19 protein-coding genes and 1 other annotated feature are annotated in these 18,621 nt (G+C 52.2%); of the genes, 3 read left to right on the top strand and 16 right to left on the bottom strand.

The window, feature by feature from the left end; all coding sequences use genetic code 11:
- Positions 1 to 175: 175 nt before the first annotated feature.
- Positions 176 to 1,834 carry an LTA synthase family protein gene (locus ACYAC5_RS12630; RefSeq protein WP_462061848.1) on the top strand — a complete coding sequence of 553 codons (1,659 nt, stop codon included), beginning with the start codon at positions 176 to 178 and terminating at the stop codon, positions 1,832 to 1,834.
- A 65-nt stretch (positions 1,835 to 1,899) separates the two neighbouring features.
- Here ACYAC5_RS12630 and ACYAC5_RS12625 read toward each other — a convergent pair whose 3' ends face one another.
- From ACYAC5_RS12625 to hisL, 13 genes are all read right to left on the bottom strand, one after another.
- Complete coding sequence (locus tag ACYAC5_RS12625) at positions 1,900 to 2,952, bottom strand: acyltransferase family protein (protein WP_462061847.1); 1,053 nt, start codon at positions 2,950 to 2,952, stop codon at positions 1,900 to 1,902.
- A 142-nt stretch (positions 2,953 to 3,094) separates the two neighbouring features.
- Entirely contained in the window at positions 3,095 to 4,210 is a 1,116-nt protein-coding gene (locus ACYAC5_RS12620; protein WP_462061846.1) for a succinylglutamate desuccinylase/aspartoacylase family protein, read from the bottom strand.
- Positions 4,211 to 4,322: 112 nt separating this feature from the next.
- The gene (locus tag ACYAC5_RS12615; protein ID WP_192411539.1) at positions 4,323 to 5,120 is read right to left on the bottom strand and encodes an ABC transporter substrate-binding protein; all 798 of its coding nucleotides are present in this window, start codon (positions 5,118 to 5,120) and stop codon (positions 4,323 to 4,325) included.
- 66 nt (positions 5,121 to 5,186) lie between these two features.
- Complete coding sequence (locus tag ACYAC5_RS12610; protein ID WP_354466364.1) at positions 5,187 to 5,663, bottom strand: YbaK/prolyl-tRNA synthetase associated domain-containing protein; 477 nt, start codon at positions 5,661 to 5,663, stop codon at positions 5,187 to 5,189.
- A gap of 88 nt (positions 5,664 to 5,751) precedes the next feature.
- Positions 5,752 to 6,363: a bifunctional phosphoribosyl-AMP cyclohydrolase/phosphoribosyl-ATP diphosphatase HisIE gene (hisIE, locus tag ACYAC5_RS12605; RefSeq protein WP_101763386.1), complete on the bottom strand. Its 612-nt coding sequence runs from the start codon at positions 6,361 to 6,363 to the stop codon at positions 5,752 to 5,754.
- Positions 6,357 to 7,133: an imidazole glycerol phosphate synthase subunit HisF gene (gene hisF, locus ACYAC5_RS12600; RefSeq protein WP_101763387.1), complete on the bottom strand. Its 777-nt coding sequence runs from the start codon at positions 7,131 to 7,133 to the stop codon at positions 6,357 to 6,359. The genes hisIE and hisF overlap by 7 nt, the downstream gene beginning before the upstream one ends.
- Complete coding sequence (gene hisA, locus ACYAC5_RS12595; protein ID WP_192411542.1) at positions 7,115 to 7,852, bottom strand: 1-(5-phosphoribosyl)-5-[(5-phosphoribosylamino)methylideneamino]imidazole-4-carboxamide isomerase; 738 nt, start codon at positions 7,850 to 7,852, stop codon at positions 7,115 to 7,117. The genes hisF and hisA overlap by 19 nt, the downstream gene beginning before the upstream one ends.
- A complete protein-coding gene (gene hisH / locus ACYAC5_RS12590) occupies positions 7,852 to 8,442 on the bottom strand; it encodes an imidazole glycerol phosphate synthase subunit HisH (protein ID WP_101763389.1) in 591 nt (196 codons plus the stop codon). The genes hisA and hisH overlap by 1 nt, the downstream gene beginning before the upstream one ends.
- Positions 8,442 to 9,509, bottom strand: a complete 1,068-nt coding sequence (hisB, locus tag ACYAC5_RS12585; RefSeq protein ID WP_137386098.1) for a bifunctional histidinol-phosphatase/imidazoleglycerol-phosphate dehydratase HisB — start codon at positions 9,507 to 9,509, stop codon at positions 8,442 to 8,444. Before hisB ends, hisH begins: the two co-directional genes overlap by 1 nt.
- Positions 9,506 to 10,582, bottom strand: coding sequence for a histidinol-phosphate transaminase (gene hisC / locus ACYAC5_RS12580; RefSeq protein WP_061717707.1), 1,077 nt, complete (start codon positions 10,580 to 10,582; stop codon positions 9,506 to 9,508). The genes hisB and hisC overlap by 4 nt, the downstream gene beginning before the upstream one ends.
- On the bottom strand, positions 10,579 to 11,886 hold the full coding sequence (gene hisD, locus ACYAC5_RS12575; RefSeq protein ID WP_277973781.1) for a histidinol dehydrogenase: 1,308 nt from the start codon (positions 11,884 to 11,886) through the stop codon (positions 10,579 to 10,581). Before hisD ends, hisC begins: the two co-directional genes overlap by 4 nt.
- A 4-nt stretch (positions 11,887 to 11,890) precedes the next feature.
- Complete coding sequence (gene hisG, locus ACYAC5_RS12570; protein ID WP_008104821.1) at positions 11,891 to 12,790, bottom strand: ATP phosphoribosyltransferase; 900 nt, start codon at positions 12,788 to 12,790, stop codon at positions 11,891 to 11,893.
- Between the two features lie 53 nt (positions 12,791 to 12,843).
- Positions 12,844 to 12,965, bottom strand: a sequence feature (His leader region).
- Positions 12,941 to 12,988 (bottom strand): his operon leader peptide, encoded by a 48-nt coding sequence (hisL, locus tag ACYAC5_RS12565; protein WP_100396937.1) that lies wholly within the window; start codon positions 12,986 to 12,988, stop codon positions 12,941 to 12,943. It overlaps the preceding feature by 25 nt.
- A 176-nt stretch (positions 12,989 to 13,164) precedes the next feature.
- On the opposite strand from hisL, the gene ACYAC5_RS12560 reads away from it, so the two are divergent.
- On the top strand, positions 13,165 to 13,992 hold the full coding sequence (locus ACYAC5_RS12560; protein WP_277973780.1) for an SDR family oxidoreductase: 828 nt from the start codon (positions 13,165 to 13,167) through the stop codon (positions 13,990 to 13,992).
- A gap of 100 nt (positions 13,993 to 14,092) precedes the next feature.
- Here ACYAC5_RS12560 and ACYAC5_RS12555 read toward each other — a convergent pair whose 3' ends face one another.
- The 3 genes from ACYAC5_RS12555 to puuD are packed head-to-tail and all read right to left on the bottom strand — an operon-like array spanning position 14,093 to position 16,713.
- Positions 14,093 to 15,370, bottom strand: a complete 1,278-nt coding sequence (locus ACYAC5_RS12555) for an NAD(P)/FAD-dependent oxidoreductase (protein ID WP_137386093.1) — start codon at positions 15,368 to 15,370, stop codon at positions 14,093 to 14,095.
- Positions 15,371 to 15,394: 24 nt separating this feature from the next.
- Positions 15,395 to 15,952 (bottom strand): HTH-type transcriptional regulator PuuR, encoded by a 558-nt coding sequence (gene puuR / locus ACYAC5_RS12550; RefSeq protein ID WP_277973779.1) that lies wholly within the window; start codon positions 15,950 to 15,952, stop codon positions 15,395 to 15,397.
- Positions 15,949 to 16,713 (bottom strand): gamma-glutamyl-gamma-aminobutyrate hydrolase, encoded by a 765-nt coding sequence (puuD, locus tag ACYAC5_RS12545; RefSeq protein WP_309834052.1) that lies wholly within the window; start codon positions 16,711 to 16,713, stop codon positions 15,949 to 15,951. The genes puuR and puuD overlap by 4 nt, the downstream gene beginning before the upstream one ends.
- Before the next feature lie 213 nt (positions 16,714 to 16,926).
- Here puuD and ACYAC5_RS12540 point away from each other — a divergent pair, with 213 nt between their 5' ends.
- Positions 16,927 to 18,342 carry a glutamine synthetase family protein gene (locus ACYAC5_RS12540; protein WP_405041645.1) on the top strand — a complete coding sequence of 472 codons (1,416 nt, stop codon included), beginning with the start codon at positions 16,927 to 16,929 and terminating at the stop codon, positions 18,340 to 18,342.
- Positions 18,343 to 18,621 lie beyond the last annotated feature (279 nt).

The following is an 18,621-nucleotide window of genomic DNA, read 5'->3' as shown; positions in this document are numbered from 1 at the left end:
TTATACCAAGCCTGAGCATAGGCTCAGGCTTGGTATTTCATGTTTTTCAATTCTTCAATATTTAAGTTCAAAATGAAAATATTAATAATCACCTAATTTTAAAGTGTAGAGGTTAACTTTAATTTCAAAGGTTAATATTCTTTTTTCAAATTTAAATTTTATTGGTTACGATATTATGGTCACCGTATTAAGATTATTACCGTATTTTTTTTTGTCAGGTTATGCATTTTATAGCTTATTATTTCTAGATAAAAACTATTTTTATTTTATTGGCTTTTCTTTTGAGTTGATTTGTTTATATGTGATTTTTAATTTTTTTAAGTTTAAATTATCTAAAGTTTTTAGTTTTTTTGAAATTATCTTTTTAATTATTATTATATCTCAACTCATATTTTATAAGTTTTCGTTAACATATTTCTCGAAATTAGCATTAGCTAATAGTGAGTCCTCAAAAGCGCTAGGTTTACATTTTGATATTTTCTTACCTCTGATATTTCTATTACTATTATGCATTCCACTCTTTTTTATTACAGTAGAAATAAAGGGAAGCATTTTTTTTACAACTGTTATTTTGTTTATTGTAGGAGGTTATCAAAGCCAAAAAACGGATGATATCAAGGGAGGGATCATGTTTCCAGCTTTGGATTTTATTCAAAAGATGGTTTCACTAGAAATTGATAGACACTTAAATATTTCCAACTTTGACTCGGACCGACCTAATTTCGAGAAACAAAATGTATATGGCGACATTGATTCATCTTATTTAAATGGTTTACCTGTTGATCCTAATGTTATAGTTTTTTTTACTGAAGGTTTTTCATCTCGTTGGATTGATAATTATGATGAGAGCAATCGAAGGGACCTTACACCTAATTTAGATCGATTTTTCAAACAGTCGATCGTAGTTAAAAATTATTATAATCACACAGCCGCAACATTTAGGGGTATACGTGGTCAACTAATCTCTGGTTATCAAAAAGCTGATGAAAATGGAGATGGTGGAGTCTCTGTGATTGATAAGAAAGATCTTGATAAAATCTATTCTAATAAAAGTATAATTACATTACCTGAAGTTTTGAATGAAAATTCATACTCTACAATATTTATAAGTCCACATATTAGTGAAATGAATCTAAATGAGATGCTTTCCAAGCAAGGATTTTCAAAAGTATTAACTGCTAATGATTTTATTCCTGGAGCTCAAGGACCATTAACTGATTTTCAATTAATTGATAGTTTAATTGATACTTCTGAAAAAACAAAGCAACCTTTTTTTATCGCAACTTATAATTTTGGTACTCACATGCTCCAGGATTCTGTGAGTGTTAAGTACGCTGACGGAAGTAGTCCTGTACTTAACCGTATTCATGAGTGGGACTACAACATCGGTCGATTCATGAGGTGGTTTAATTCTAGTAAATTATCCGAAAACACAATAATAATATTTACAACTGATCACGCTACCTTTCCCGGCGAGGAGGTCATTTCGGTTGAGAATGTTACAAAAAATGTATTCGTAGATAGAATTCCTCTTATGATTTACTCACCAAGAATTAAGCATGTTCTGATAGATGCACATGGCCTTAATTCTTTATCTTTCACTCCTACACTTCTTAGTATTTTAGGGATAAATAAAGTTAAGAATTCTTTCCTTGGATGTTCTGTATTTGAATATAAATGTTCATTACCAGCTAATGTAACTGCTATTGGAGATTTTGAATTTTTAACTAACGATGACGGTGTAACTTATAAAAATGATGTTAAAGATACAGACCTGAAAAAATTTAATGAAATGAGTGATTTGATTAATGATTTTTATAAGATATCAAACTAAAAATTAAACTTATTTCTTGCTGGCAGATATTATTGGATGCTAATATCTGCCTTATATTTAATGCATTATAAACGATCTATTTTATAATCAGTTATTGTTTTTGATTTTTTATATATTGGCAACTCAAAATACTTATAAGTAATACTAGAAATTAAAATAAGTGTTGATACAAATAGGTATGTCTGGGTTATCCTGGATGACGAGTTGAAAAAGCCTATATGATCCATGGCTATCATTAATGGCGTGTGTAATAAGTAGATTGAAAAACTTATGTTACCAAAATAAACTAAAACTTGATTTGCTGCGATTGCACTCCAAAAACCACTATAATTTATTAGTGTGTAAAAGAGATAGCAAAAGCTCATGATTACTATACCATCGTATGAGTGAACATCATCTTTTGTATAGATGAAGTATGAGCATATTCCTACTGCAGCTGTTTGCATAATTGTCATCAGAATTTTTGGAGGATCTCTTTTTTCTGTGAATTTTGATATATTTGTTATTAGTACACCAAGAGACATACCTGCTATACATTTAAGTAATCCTGAAGATAATATCATAAAGTGAACATCTGTTGCAGCTTCAAGATTATGATGTCTAGCATAAACTATAATATATGAAATTAAAGATATTGAAATAAGCTTGATCCTACTCTTTAACCTTATTAACAGAGGTAGTAACATTACAGAAGTGAAAAACTCTACAGAAATTGACCAACTTGGATCATTCCAATTCCACGATGAGGCAAATCCTAAACCATGTATTAATAACATATTATATATGGCCGTAGCCACAGGTTCTTGAAAAGGGAGTTCTTTAAAATAAATTCTATAGATTAAATAAGTTAATAGAAACGTTAACAAATGCAATGGGTATAACCGCTCTATTCTATGAATGGCGTATTTAATAAATTCCTTTCTGCCAATATCTAACTTTTCTTTATAAATATATGATAAAACAATACCAGATAATATAAAAAAACCGTCTACTGATATATATGAATGCGAAAAATTAACATTCCCCCATCCCATTCTGCTGCCTATCCAGTGCCCGGCAACAACAGTTAGACAAAGCAGCCCTCTACAACCATCAAGCTCGAGTAACCTTTGTTTCATAAAACCCCAAGAAATCATGCTAGGAAAATGCTAATAAATTGAAAGGGTTTTGTAAGGTATTTTCATAAATTTAGCAAGTATTAGGGTTACTCAAAAAATTATTTTTAAACATTATTCTCATTGTTTGTTTCACATATTAATCTTACCCAACTAACAACTCCCCACGTCTCCCAGCATTCTCCCCAGCCAACCGCACCACCAACATCCCCGCCGTTACAAACTTGGTCAAATTCCTCGCATACAACACGCCACCAAACTCCGCCACCAGCGGCATCACCTGGTCAGTAATCGGATCAACAACCTCCGCCACCACTTCCCCCGCCTTAATCCACTCACCCAAATTACGTCTGTAAAACATTAATCCAGATTGAGCTGCATGAATATACTCACATCCCGCCAGCGCCGTCGCCGGATGAATCAGGGCAGGGGACTCAACCACTTCACCGGCAATATATCCGCCCTCAATCAGCGCATTGATAATTGCGTCGGCATCTTTCTCCGCCATCTCAGGCGATACATCCGCCACACCGCGCAGTTCCAGCGTCACCGGCAGCAAGCCGCGCGGCATCGGATACTCATCGCCAAAGCGTTCTGCCAGCGTCAGCCACGGCTCACAGCAAGCCTCATCAAACGGTTCACCGCCAGATATCTGCGCCAGCAACTGCACTTCACTGCCTAACCAACGCGCCAAAGGTTCAATGTCCGGCCAGGCATGCGGCGTGGTGTAGAGGTGTGGCAGCGCATCCCAGTCACAATGCAGATCAATCATCAAATCGGCCTGGCTCGCCATACGCATCAGCGTAAAGCGCTGGGCATCCAGTTCGGTGCGGGCAATGCGGTCACGATAATGGCGATCAATCGCTTCCCTGATCAGGCGTTTGTTTTCGTATTCACTTTGCGTCAGTGAGCCAGCGAGTTCCTCAACCAAGGCTTCACCCAATGCCGGGAAGCGGCGGTTAAAGTCTTGTCCTGATAACGTATGGAAACGCCCGAGATGGCTACCGTGCCAGTGTTGTCCCATGGCTAAAGGATTCGCCACCGGCACCAATGTGATTTTAGATTTGAGTTGTCCGGCAGATTCCAGCGCCAGCAATTTCTGTTTCAAGTACCATGCCACCGCCATGCCCGGCAGTTCATCGCCGTGCAGCGCAGCCTGAATGTAGACGCGTTGCTGTGAATCCGTACCGAAGTGGAAGCTAACAATTTCGCGTTGCGTTCCCAGCGAGGCGCTTAATAGAGGATGATGTTGTTGTTGCATAACGCTATCGATGTCCTTTATTCGTGGCACGCTTTCAGCGACGCCAGATGCATTTTCTGATGGAATTATAGTGCTGAGTGCAAAAAGGGCGGCAAAAAAGCCGCCCAAAAGATTACTGCTGGATGGAGATGTCCGTCGCGAAGTACTGTTTCTGAATTTTATCGAAAGTGCCGTTCTTCTTCAGTTCGGCAAACGCGTTATCCAGTGCGGTTTTCAGTTCGGTGTCGCCTTTACGCAGGCCAATCGCGGTGCCCGGACCGATAATCGGATCCTGCACAATCGGGCCGGCCAATTCGAAATCTTTGCCCTGCGGATGTTTCAGGAAACCATTGGCGGCTTGAGCAGCATCGGTAAACACCACATCAAGACGACCCGAAATCAAATCGCTCTCAACTTGTGCCTGATCGCCATAAGGTACAACCTGCACGCCATGCGGCTGCCATTTGGCCAGCGCATAACGCTCCTGCACGGTGCCTTGCTCAACGCCCACGGTTTTGCCTTTTAGCGATTCAGCAGTTGGCAGCAAGCCAGAACCTTTACGCGCAATCAGCTGCGTATGGGTGTCGTAGAGCGGCACGGTGAAATCAATCTGCTTCAAACGTTCTTCGGTGATGCCCATATCCGACAGGATGGCGTCAAACTTGCGCGCTTTCAGCGCCGGGATCATGCCATCGAACTGGCTCTCGACCCACACGCATTTGGCCTGCATCTGCTGGCACAGCGCATTACCGAGGTCGATATCAAAACCAACCAGTTTGCCCTGCGGCGTTTTGGATTCGAAAGGAGGATAGGTGGGATCAACCGCGAAACGCACCTGATCAATTTTTGCCTGCGCACCAAACGCGCAACCTGCCAGCACAGCCAGCGCCAGCGTGTGACGCAGGCGGGCGGTTAAACGAGAACTTGCCATAATATCGGTCTTCTTTTGATGTGATGTTGAGTCAGAAAGAGTACCGCTCAGGGCCTGGCAAGGCAATTAGAGGATTATTTTCATCACGTTACCATTATGCAGCGCCTGATAATCCGCTACATTCAGCACCACCGATTGCTCCAGCAATCCGGCATTGAAGGCGATTTCGTCATAGCGTTCAAACAGCAGCGGATCGACCACCAGCTGTAAATCAGGATGGAAGCTAAACGGCGGAATAGCCCCGAATACGCAGCCGGTCAGCGTATTCACTTCCGCAGGCGAGGCCAGCGAAGCACGGCGACCGCCAACCGCTGCAGCAACCTTGCTGAGATCCGCTTGCTGATCGGCAGGCAGCACCGCCAGCACATGCTGTTTGATACCGTTGCCTTTCACATGGCACACCAGCGCCTTCGCACCTTGACCCACTTGCGTACCACGAATCGCTGCCACCGCTTCGCACTTGCCGGTCGCTTCATGCTCCATCACGCGATAGCGCGCCTGATGTTGGTCAAGCAGGGCGATCAGTTTTTCATGTGTGGTCATGGTGTTTTCCATGCTGATGAATAGCGTAGGGTGCGCATTTATGCGCGCCTGGGACATTGGTCGCCATGAATGGCGACCCTACGAAACGTTATTTATGACGCGCGCGCAGATTATTGATGATGGTGCTCAAATCCAGCTCCTGATCCTGCAGCAGCACCATCAGGTGATAAAGCAGATCCGAAGCTTCATTGGTTAGCTCGTGACGATCGTTAACCGTTGCCGCCAACGCCGTTTCCACGCCTTCTTCCCCCACTTTCTGCGCGATACGCTTGGTGCCGCTGGCATAAAGCTTCGCAGTGTACGAACTCTCAGGGTCGGCGCTTTTGCGCGAAGCCAGCAGCTGCTCGAGCTGATAGAGGAACGTCCAGTCTGGCGCAGCCGGTGAGAAGCAGCTGGAAGTGCCGAGATGGCAGGTTGGGCCAATCGGATTGGCCAGCACCAGCAGCGTGTCGTTGTCGCAGTCCGGGGTAATACTCGCCACTTGCAGGAAATGTCCCGAGGTTTCTCCTTTGGTCCATAAACGGTTTTTGGTGCGTGAGAAGAAGGTGACGTTGCCCTCGCTGAGGGTTTTTTGCAGCGCTTCTTCGTTCATATAACCGTGCATCAGCACTTCGCCGGAAACGTTGTGCTGGACGATAACGGGCATCATGCCCGCGGTTTTGACCCAATCCAGCCTGGCCAGTTGTTCTGCAGTTAACACGCGCGAATCTCCACACCGTTGTCGATCAGGAAGTTTTTCAACTCGCCGATATTGATAATTTGTTTGTGAAACACCGAAGCCGCCAGCGCGCCATCGACGTTCGCCTGCACAAAGGCGTCAAGGAAGTGCGGCATCGTGCCTGCGCCGCCGGAGGCGATCAGCGGCACTTTGCACACATCGCGCACTTTCTTCAGCTGCACCAGATCGTAGCCGTTACGCACGCCATCCTGGTTCATCATGTTGAGTACGATTTCACCCGCGCCCAGCTTCTGCACTTCCTGTACCCAATCCAGAGTTTCCCACGTGGTCACTTTGGTGCGCGCTTCGTCGCCGGTGTACTGATTGACGTGATATTTGCCGCTCACTTCGTCAAACCAGGTATCGATGCCCACTACGATGCACTGCACGCCAAAGCGATCGGCCAGGCGCGTAATCAGCGTCGGATCGGCTAATGCTGGCGAGTTGATGGAAATCTTGTCGGCACCAAACTGCAGAATGCGCGCCGCGTCTTCTTCGCTCTTAATGCCGCCCGCCACGCAGAAAGGAATATCGATCACTTCCGCCACGCGCGACACCCAGCTTTTGTCCACGACGCGGCCATCTGATGAGGCGGTGATATCGTAGAATACCAGCTCGTCCGCACCTTCCTGCGCATAACGCTGCGCCAGCGGCACAATGTCACCGATGATTTCGTGGTTGCGGAACTGAACGCCTTTCACCACTTGCCCGTCACGCACATCGAGACAAGGAATTATCCGTTTTGCCAGCATGCGATTGCCTCCGCCACCGTGAATTTATCTTCCAGTAACGCGCGACCAACGATCACGCCCTGTGCGCCGCTGCCGCGTAACGCCGCGATGTCATCCAGCGAACCGATGCCGCCTGAAGACTGAAAAGCGATGTCCGGGAAGGCCGCAGACACTTCTTTATACAGCGCGACGTTGGATCCGCTCAGCGTACCGTCACGCGAAATGTCAGTGCACAACACATGCTTGAGGCCAACCGGCTGATACCAGCCAATCACCTCTTCCAGCGTCACGCCCGCCGCTTCCTGCCAGCCGCTGATTGCCACCTCTTTGCGGTTGTTGGCATCAATGCGCACATCTAATGCCAGCACAATGGCGTCGGCGCCAAACTCGTTAAACCAGCTTTTGACTTCTTCCGGTTGCTTCACCGCGGTGGAACCGACCACCACGCGCGTGGCACCCGCTGCCAGCAGCGCCGCCACGTCATCGCGATGGCGGATGCCACCACCAACCTGCACCGGCACGGTCACGCCGCGCAGTAAGGTGGTGAGCAGAGGAATCTGACGTTTGGCCGGATCTTTCGCGCCGGTCAAATCCACCAGATGCAGTACTTCAGCACCCTGGCGTTGGTAATCCTGTAAGCGCGGCAGCGGATCACTACCGTAATCGCGCTGCTGGCCGTAATCGCCCTGATGCAGGCGCACCACTTTGCCGTCGATTAAATCTAATGCGGGGATAATCATCACATCTCCAGGAAATTTTTCAGCAGCTGCGCGCCGGCTTTGCCCGAACGCTCCGGGTGGAACTGCACGCCGAAGAAGTTATCTTTCTGCAGGGCAGCGGTGAACGGATAGCCGTAATCGCACTGGGCGATAGTGGCGGCATTCACCGGCATGGCGTAGCTGTGCACGAAGTAGAAGTAGCTGCCATCGGGAATGTCGCGGAACAGATGATGGCCGGCTTTAGCGGTGATCTGGTTCCAGCCCATGTGCGGCAGCGGTAAATCCTGCGTATCCATCAGCGTGACGGGCTCATCAACCAGGCCGAGCGTGGTGACGCCGCCATTCTCATCGCTACCGCGACCGAGCAGCTGCATGCCGAGGCAAATACCGAGCACCGGCTGAGTACAGGCTTTGATTAAGTCGATGAGATCGCGCTCCTGCAGCTGATTCATCGCCGCCTGCGCGGTGCCCACGCCGGGCAGCAGCAGCTTGTCGGCATGCAGCACCACATCCGGGTCGCGGCTCACCTGCGGCGTGTAGCCGAGGCGCTCAATCGCCCACTTCACCGACGACAGGTTGGCGCAGCCGGTATCGAGGATCACCACGTTCATCACAGCACTCCTTTCGAGCTCGGCAAGGTGTTGCCTTCCACGCGAATCGCCTGGCGCAGCGTTCGGCCAAAGGCTTTGAACAGGCTTTCCACACGATGGTGATCGTTGCGGCCTTTGGTTTTCAGGTGCAGCGTGCTCATCATCGCGTAGGATAGCGAGCTGAAGAAGTGCTCGACCATCTCGGTGCTGAGATCGCCGACGCGCTGGTAGCTGAACTCGGCTTTGAATTCGATGTGCGGACGGCCGGAGATATCCAGCGCGCAGCGCGCCAGGCACTCATCCATTGGCAGCACAAAGCCGAAACGGCCGATGCCACGTTTGTCGCCCAGCGCTTTCAGCAGCGCTTCGCCGAGTGCCAGACCGGTATCTTCCACGGTGTGGTGATCGTCGATGTAGAGATCGCCTTTCACATCAATGTTCATGCGGAAGCCGCCGTGCACCGCAATCTGGTCCAGCATGTGATCGAAGAAGCCGACGCCGGTGTTAATTTTGCTGCCGCCTTCACGATCCAGCCACACTTCGACTTTGATCTGCGTCTCTTTAGTGTTGCGTTGCACCAGCGCGTAACGATCGCGTTTGGTCAGGCGCGCCTGAATCGCATCCCAATCTTCGCCTTCCGCGCCGTAACGCAGGCCCTGAATGCCCATGTTCTGCGCCAGCTGAATATCGGTCAGACGATCGCCAATCACGTAGCTGTTGGCGGTATCGAGCGCACCGGCGGCCAGCCAGGCTTCCACCATTTTGGTCTTCGGCTTGCGGCAATCGCAGTTATCTTCCGGCATATGCGGGCAGATCAGGATGTCGCTGAAATTCACGCCTTGTGAGCGGAGAATCTGCATCATCAGGTTGTGCGGGCCGTCAAAATCGGCCTGCGGGAAGCTGTCGGTGCCGAGGCCATCCTGATTGGTGATCATCACCAGCTGATAGCCCGCTGCCTGCAACGCCAGCAGCGCCGGAATGGCGTTCTTCTCAAACGCCAGTTTCTCCATGCGATCCACCTGATAATCAGTGGGTGGCTCAGAAATGATGGTGCCGTCGCGGTCGATAAAAAGGATCTTCTGACTCATGCTTGCTCCACTGATAAGGCTTGCAGCGCGGCGATCAGGCGCTCGCACTCTTCACGGGTGCCGATGGAGATGCGCAGGCATCCCGCAAGGCCGGGGTTTTTATTTTGGTCGCGCAGAATAATGCCTTGATCCCACAGCGTTTTAAACACTTTTGGCGAATCAGTGAAGCGCGCCAGAATATAGTTGGTTTCACTCGGGAACACCTGCTGCACTACGCTAATCTGCGGCAACTGCTCAAACAGCCAGGCACGATTGGCGTTCAACTCGGCAACGTGTTGACGCATCAGCGCAATGCCTTGTTCGCTCAGCGCTTGCCCAGCCACATCCGCCACCGGCGTCGCCAGCGGATAGGGCGCAATCACCTTCATCAGCAGATCGATCACCGGCTTGTTCGCCAGAGTGAAGCCGCAGCGCAAACCGGCCAGCGCGAAGGCTTTGGACAGCGTGCGCAGAATCACTAAGTGCGGATATTCCTGCAGCCATCCCGCCAGCGTCGCGTCCGGGCAGAACTCGATATAGGCTTCATCGGCCACCACCAGCGCTTTACCGGCGGTCATCGCCAGCAGCGCGCGGATATCATCCTGATTAATCAGGTTGCCGGTCGGATTATTTGGGCTGCACATATAGACAACTTTCACGCCGTCGAGCTGGTCAGCAATCGCCGGCAAGTTCAGCTGCCAGTCATCAAGTGCCGCTACGGTGCGGTATTCAATGCCGATGGTTTCGGCGCTGACGCTGTACATGCCGTAGGTTGGCGGGCAGAACAGAATCGCATCTTTGCCCGGCTCACAAAACGCGCGCATCAGCAGTTCGATACCTTCATCCGCACCGCGGCTGACCAGAACCTGCTCCGGCGTCAAACCGGCGTAAGCGGCATAGCGCTCAATGACAATCTTTGGCTGGCATTCCGGATAGCGGTTCAGCGTCTGCTGCGACAGCTCAAACGGCACCGGCAGCGGGAATTCGTTGGCATTCAGCCACACATCACCGTTACCACCCAGACGACGCGCCGATTGATACGGCGTCAACGCTCGCACGTTGGCGCGCGCTAACTCTTCAATATTCAGGCTCATGCTTGCTCCTTTAGCGCGGCAACACGCAGGGTAACGGCATTTTTGTGGGCTTCCAGCTGCTCGGCGGCGGCCAGCGTTTCAATCGTCGCGGCAAGATTGAGGAAGCCTTGCGGCGTCAGCTCTTGCACCGTCATACGTTTCTGGAAATCGGCCAGGCCAAGGCTGGAACAGGTCGCGGTGTAGCCGTAGGTCGGCAGCACGTGGTTAGTGCCGGACGCGTAATCGCCCGCCGATTCCGGGGACCAGTCGCCAAGGAATACCGAACCGGCGCTGGTGATGCTTTCGACCAGATCGCGCGGCTGACGCGTCTGAATGATCAGGTGCTCCGGGCCGTACAGGTTGGAGATCTCGATGCACTGCTCCAAATCGCGCAGCACAATCAGGCGGCTGCTCGCTAACGCCTGACGCGCGGTAGCCGCACGCGGCAGCTGCGCCAGTTGCTCTTCAACCGCTTGCGCCACGCCTTCGGCCAGTTGCAGCGATGGCGTCAGCAGAATTACCTGCGAATCCGGGCCGTGTTCCGCCTGCGACAGCAAATCAGATGCCACGAATGCGGGCGTGGCGCCTTCATCGGCGATCACCAGCACTTCCGATGGACCGGCTGGCATATCAATTGCCGCGCCATCTAAACGCTGGCTAACCTGACGTTTGGCTTCGGTGACGTAGGCGTTGCCAGGGCCAAAAATTTTGTCCACTTTCGGCACGGTTTCGGTGCCGAAGGCGAGGGCGGCGATGGCTTGTGAACCGCCCACCTGAAACACCTCTTTCACGCCACACAGCTGTGCCGCGTAAAGAATTTCATCGGCAATTGGCGGCGGCGAGCACAGCACCACGCGACCGCAACCGGCGATGCGTGCCGGTGTCGCCAGCATCAATACGGTTGAGAACAGCGGGGCGGAACCGCCAGGAATGTACAAACCCACCGATTTCACCGGACGGGTAATCTGCTGGCAGCGCACACCAGGCTGGGTTTCCACATCCACTTCCGCCAGAACCTGCGCGTTGTGGAAAGTCTCGATATTACTCACGGCCACGGCCATCGCCTGCTTCAGTGTGTCACTCAAACGATCGCTGGCCGCTTGCATCTCTTCAGCGCTGACGCGCAGGTTATCCACCTGCGCTTTATCGAAGCGCGCGCTAAATTCACGCAGCGCCGTATCGCCGCTCTCTTTCACATTAACTAACACGTCGCGCACGATCTGGCTGATAGTTTCTGAAGCCGAAATCGCCGGACGCATCAGCAGCGCTTGCTGCTGCTCTGCGCTGCATTGCTGCCAATCAATGGGTGTCATCAGCGTGCTCATCGTATTACTCCAACATTTTTTCAATTGGCAGCACGAGGATCGAGCTGGCACCCAGCGACTTCAACTTTTCCATGGTTTCCCAGAACAGCGTTTCGCTGCTCACCATGTGCATCGCCACGCGGCTCACATCGCCGGCCAGCGGCAGCACGGTTGGACGCTCAGCGCCCGGCAGCAGCGCAATCACTTCATCCAGGCGCTCGCTTGGCGCGTGCAGCATGATGTATTTGGATTCACGCGCTTTAATTACGCCCTGAATACGCGTCATCATTTTGTCGACCAGCTCTTGCTTGGCGGCCGGCAGTTCGCCATCGCGCTGAATCAGCACCGCTTTAGAGCGGTAGATCACTTCCACTTCGCGCAGGCCGTTGGCTTCCAGCGTGGCACCGGTTGAAACCAGGTCACAAATCGCATCGGCCAGACCCGCGCGTGGTGCGACTTCAACCGATCCGTTCAGCAGGCAGGATTTAAAGGCGACGCCTTGTTTATCGAGGTATTTCTTCAGCAGGTGTGGATAAGAGGTGGCGATGCGTGCGTTATTCAGGCATTGCGGGCCGGTGTACTCTTCATCAACCGGCATCGCCAGCGACAGGCGACAACCGCCGAAATCCAGACGACGCAGCGTGAAGTAACGCGGATCTTCGCCCTGAGCACGGCGATTCAGCAGCTCCTCTTCCAGCACGTTTTCACCGACGATACCGAGATCGACCACGCCATCCATTACCAGGCCAGGGATATCGTCATCGCGCACACGCAGGATGTCGATCGGCATGTTCTCCGCAAACGCAATCAGACGCTGCTGCTGAAGGTTAATTTTGATACCGCAGCGTGCCAGCAGTTCGCGTGATTCATCACTTAAACGGCCAGATTTCTGCATAGCTATGCGAATACGGGTGTTATCTAACATGGTTCCTGTCCTCTTATTCAATCCTGTCTGAACGTGTTGGTTGGCGTTCGCCCATAAAAAAACCCCCGGAAGATGATCTTCCGGGGGCTCTCTTTGCGTTCGCACCACTGGAAGATCCTAATCGTCTCCCAGCACACATCGCCTGAAAGACTAGTCAGGGTGATGGTGATGATGGTGGTTGAACTGAACGCGTGTCATAGTAAATTCCGTTGCTGAATGAGTATTCATTTGCGTGCTGAATAACCTAACGAAGATGGTGACAATTGGCAACCCTTTTTTAACCGTCAATTTCCGGAATCTCCCGAAACAGTTTGCGCTGGTTTGGCACATCTACCCGCACTAAGATGAAGTGTGAGCCCATAGCAGGAGTCGATATGAAAAAGGTCGCGATTGTAGGTCTGGGATGGCTGGGTATGCCGCTGGCGATGGCGCTAACGGCACGCGGCTGGCAGGTCACCGGCAGTAAAACCTCGCCGGATGGCGTGGACGCCGCACGCCGCTGTGGCATTGAAGCCTTCCAGCTGGTGCTGACCCCCGAACTGGAGTGTGAAGCCGAAGAGTTAGATACGCTGATGGCAGTCGATGCGCTGGTGGTGACGTTACCTGCCAGCCGCACGGTGAAAGGCGGTGAAGATTACATGCAGGCGGTGCAGAACGTGGTGGATACCGCGCTGGCGAAGAAAGTGCCGCGCATTATTTTCACCAGCTCAACCTCAGTGTACGGCAGCGGTGAGGGCGTAATGAAAGAGAGCAGTCCGCTGCAGCCGGAAACCGTCGCCGGCAAGACGTTAGTGGAGCTGGAGAACTGGCTGCACGATCTGCCCGGTACCAGCGTAGACATTGTGCGTCTCGCGGGATTAGTGGGGCCGAATCGTCATCCGGGGCGTTTTCTTGCGGGCAAAACCGGGCTGGAAAACGGCGGTCATGCGGTCAATCTGGTGCATCTCGATGATGTGGTGGATGCGATTGTGCTGCTGTTGCAAACCCCGAAAGGCGGGCATGTTTACAATTTGTGTGCCTCGAAACATCCGTCGCGCGACAGTTTCTATCCCAGCGTTTCGAAGCAGCTGGGGCTTGAGCCACCGACGTTTGTCGCTGAGCCGGAGCGTTCTAACGGCAAGGTGATTGATGGCTCGAAGATCGCGAGTGAGCTGGGGTTTGAGTATACGTATGATGACCCGATGAAAATGCCGCTGGAGTGATTTCCCCTCACCCTAACCCTCTCCCGCAGGCGGGCGAGGGAATCTTTTGCTCCCTCTCCCGTAGCAGAGGGCCGGGGTGAGGGCATCAGCGCGCAGCAGATTAAACCCCAAACCGATCCCTTAACGCATACCACGCCGCTCCCATCGCGGTAAGCGGCACCTTAAACCGTCTCCCACCTGGAAACGGCAGATGCGGCAATTTTGCGAACGCATCAAATCTCTCGGCATGCCCACGCAGCACTTCAGCAATCAACTTCCCTGAAAGATGGGTACAGGTCACGCCGTGTCCGCTGTCGCCCTGCATAAAGAACGCATTCTTCTCCACCTGCCCAAACTGCGGCATGCGCGATAGCGTGAGCAGGAAATTGCCGCTCCAGCGGTGGCTGATTTTGATGTCACGCAGCTGCGGAAAGGTGCGCAGCAGCTTAGGGCGAATCAGCGCTTCGATATCATCCGGCTCGCGTGCGCCATACACTACGCCGCCGCCGTAGAGCAGGCGGTTATCGGCGGTGAGGCGGAAGTAGTCGAGCAGATAGTTACAATCTTCAACGCAGTAATTGTTCGGCAGCAAACCCAGCGCCTGATCGCGCGTTAAAGGTTCGGTGGTGACGATCTGCGAACCGCACGGCATGCTTTTGCCTGTCAGGCGCGGTTCAAGCTGTGACGGCAAATAAGCGTTACCGGCAAAAATCACGAAAGTGGCGCTGACTTCGCCCTTAGCAGTTTTTATGCGATGCGGTGCGCCGTATTTCACTTCAATCGCCGCCGACTGCTCATAAATGCGCCCGCCGTGACGACGAATCGCTTCGGCTTCGCCCAATGCGAGATTAAGCGGATGCAGATGCCCACCGCGCTTATCGAGTAAGCCGCCGACGTAGCGATCGGTCGCCACTTCGCGCCGAATACCGCGTTCGTCGAGCAGCTCTAAATCGTGATTGCCGTAGCGTGCCCAAAGGGCTTTTTGGCTGCGCAGATGGCCCATTTGCCGCTGATTCAGTGCGGCGAAAATGCCGCCGGGGCGATAGTCGCAGGCGATAGCGTAACGGTCGATGCGGTCGCGAATGATCTCCGCGCCTTCAAACATCATGCTGCCAAGCATTTGTGCGGTCTGTTTGCCGTAGCGCTGCTCAATCACATCCACGTCGCGGCTGTAGGAGTTGACGACCTGGCCGCCATTGCGGCCGCTGGCGCCAAAGCCGATTTTCGCCGCTTCAAGCAGCACCACGTCGTAACCGGCTTCGGTGAGAAACAGCGCGGACGAGAGCCCGGTAAAGCCGCCGCCAATGATGCAGACATCGCACTGCACTGACTCTTGCAGCTCCGGCCACGGCTCATGGGCGTTGGCGGTAGCGGCGTAATAACTTCCCACATGTTGCATGACATCCTCCTTAAGCGCGAAACCTTAGAAATTGGCGGGCGTATGCGCGCTAACAATGCGACACGGCTGATCTGAGGTATTGGTAAAACTGTGCGGCAAGCCGGTATCAATCACATAGCTTTCACCGCGATAGAGATGGTAACTCTGGCCGTTGACCACCAGCATGATTTCCCCTTCCAGCACGGTGCCGGTTTCCTCGCCGGGATGGCGTAACTTCTCGCCGGTGCTGGCGCCGGGTTCATAACGCTCCAGTAGCATCGCCAGCGCGCGTCGTGCGGCACCGTTATCGATCAGCATCAGCGATACGCCAAGGCTGCCGATCTCCACGCACTCTTCCGGGCGCACAATCACCCGCGGCGTGGCATTGATTTTGGGTTCGGAGAAAAACTCTGAGAGCGAAAGCCCGTAAACTTTCAGCAGCTTCTGTAAGGTGCTGACGGCCGGGCTCACTTTGTCCTGTTCAATGGTGCTAATGGCGCTGTGCGTTAAACCTGATAACTCAGCGACGCGACGCTGAGACAATCCCAACTCCTGCCGGATCTGCGATAAGCGACGTCCGGGTGCCAGAGTGGCATCATTCATGGCTGTTTTTCCTTGTGATAACAGACAGCGGCGTGGATAAAAGCCTCAAACAAACGGCGCGAGACCGGATCGCGATCGGAGTGCCATTCCGGATGCCATTGCACCGCAAGGGCAAAAGGGTGCTTTGGCAGGCTTACGGCTTCAACCAGCCCATCGGGCGCGCGCGCTTCGACACGCAGCTGCGGACCGGTTTCACGGATGCCTTGCCCGTGCAGCGAGTTGACAGCAAATGGTTCGGCGCTGCCGAGCAGTTGGCTCAGCATGCCATCCACTTCTGGCTGCACGGTATGTACCGGCGCGTATTGCTCATCCAGCGGCAGCGCGTCGTTTTCGCGATGCTCCTGAAACAGATGTGTCATATGCAGCTGGCGATGCAGCGCACCGCCATTAGCGACCACCAGCTCCTGCAAACCGCGACAGATACCGAACATCGGCATCTTTTTACCCATCGCATGGGTGATGAGCCCAAAGGCGAGGCGATCGCGCGCCGGATCGGCATGCGCCTCTTTACCGTCTGCGCCGTAATGCCAGGGTTCGATGTTGCTGGGGCTGCCGGTCAGCAAAATGCCATCCAGCACGGTCATACTGTTTTCTAATAGATGAGGTGCCTGCATCAGTTGATGCGGTAATGGCAGCGGCACGCCACCGGCAAGCACGATAGCGTCGAGATATTTGTTGTGAACCGTTTGCCCTACGTGGCTGCCAATAAAGTTCTGGCACATCACTACGCCAATCAAGGGCTTGTCAAAAATAATGCCCATAACGTCTCCGCGTTGCTGTTCAATATTTTCGCCGGAAATGCGCGGCTGGCCTTAAAAGTGTGCAATATTTTGTCAATCTAGCAACCGATCGTTCATTCCTCAAACAGAATTGTTACATTTGCACACTTTTTGCGTTAGCGCTATGTTAGTGGAGTGGCTGTTATTTTGAGCATTGCGCGCACCAATATTAAACGGTAAAGGGCGGGTGGGATCATGACGAACCTCGTAGAAGTAGAAGACTTCACGCGACACAGTGAAGAGAAGCGAACAAGCGCGTTCCAGCTGGAGGTCAAAACCTGGCTGGAACGCCATCCTGAAACGCAGTATGTCGATATTCTTCTTAATGATTTAAATGGGGTATTTCGCGGTAAACGCATTCCCATCTCCGCATTGGCAAAACTGGAAAAAGGGTGTTACTTCCCGGCCTCGGTTTTCGCTATGGATATTCTCGGTAACACCGTCGAAGACGCCGGACTGGGTCAGTCACTGGGCGAACCCGACCACCTCTGCATGCCGGTGCCCGGCACCTTGATTCCTTCTGCCGCCGATCCCACGCACATCGCTCAGCTGTTGCTGACCATGTGTAACCAAGATGGCACTCCCTTTGACGTTGAACCCCGTAATGTCCTCAATCGACTGTGGCAACAGCTGCGTAATCGAGGATTGTTCCCGGTGGTAGCGGTAGAGCTGGAGTTCTATCTGGTGGATAAAAAGCGTGATGCGGAGGGCTTCATTCAGCCGCCGTGCTCGCCGGGCAGTGACGAACGCAATATGCAGAGCCAGGTGTATTCGGTGGATAATCTCGATCACTTCGCCGACGTACTGCGGGACATCGACCATCTGGCCAGGCTGCAAGGCATTCCCGCCGATGGCGCGCTGGCGGAAGCGTCGCCCGGCCAGTTCGAAATCAACCTGCATCACACGCGCGACGTGCTGAAAGCCTGCGATCACGCTATTCAGCTGAAACGGCTAGTGCGTCAGGTGGCGGAAAATCACGGCATGACCGCCACTTTCATGGCCAAGCCTTATGAAGAGTACGCAGGCAGCGGCATGCATGTGCACATCAGCATGCTGGATGCCGCCGACCACAACGCTTTCGCGCTTGATGACGGCAGCGATTCACCGCTGATGAAACGCGCGCTGGCGGGCATGATCGATTTAATGCCGGCTTCGATGGCGCTGCTGGCGCCGAACGTGAACGCCTATCGCCGCTTCCTGCCGGAAGCCTATGTACCGCTGCAGGCGTCATGGGGACATAACAACCGCACGGTTGCGCTGCGTGTGCCTTGTGGCGATGCGGATAACCATCGCATCGAGTATCGCGTGGCCGGTGCGGATGCAAATCCCTATCTGGTGGTGTCAACAATTCTTGCCGGTATCTTGCACGGTCTGGATAATCAGCTACCTTTACCGCATGCGGTGCAGGGCAATGGACATGAAGCCGAAGGGCTGGCATTACCGATTCGGCAGAGTGATGCGCTGTATGAATTCGAGAATAGCTATCCGCTGCAAAAGCTGCTGGGCGAGCGTTTTAGCGGGGTGTGGCACAGCTGCAAACAGTACGAACTGATGCAGTTTGAGCGCTTAATCACCTCGACGGAAATCGACTGGATGCTCAAGAATGCCTGAGTGCCGGAAGAATTGATCTAACGTCTTGTGCCGATGGCATAAGTTGGGGCAAAATACGCGCCCTGCAAAATGAGAACTAACCGACGTTAACCGCGTCGGTTATTTTTTTGCATGATGTACTCACTGACATTCACACGAGGCCGGACACGCATCCGGATAGATAGATACTGACAAACACGCTTGTGCGTGAGATTTGAGGAAAACAAAGATGGGACTGTTTAACATTGCACCAGCGCAGGCTGGTTCTCGCTTCCGTGATGACTACGGCGCCGCGACAAT

Source organism: Pantoea sp. y20 (assembly GCF_054903455.1).
Note: the sequence above shows the minus strand (reverse complement) of the source record. Positions and strands in the feature narration are given on the sequence as shown.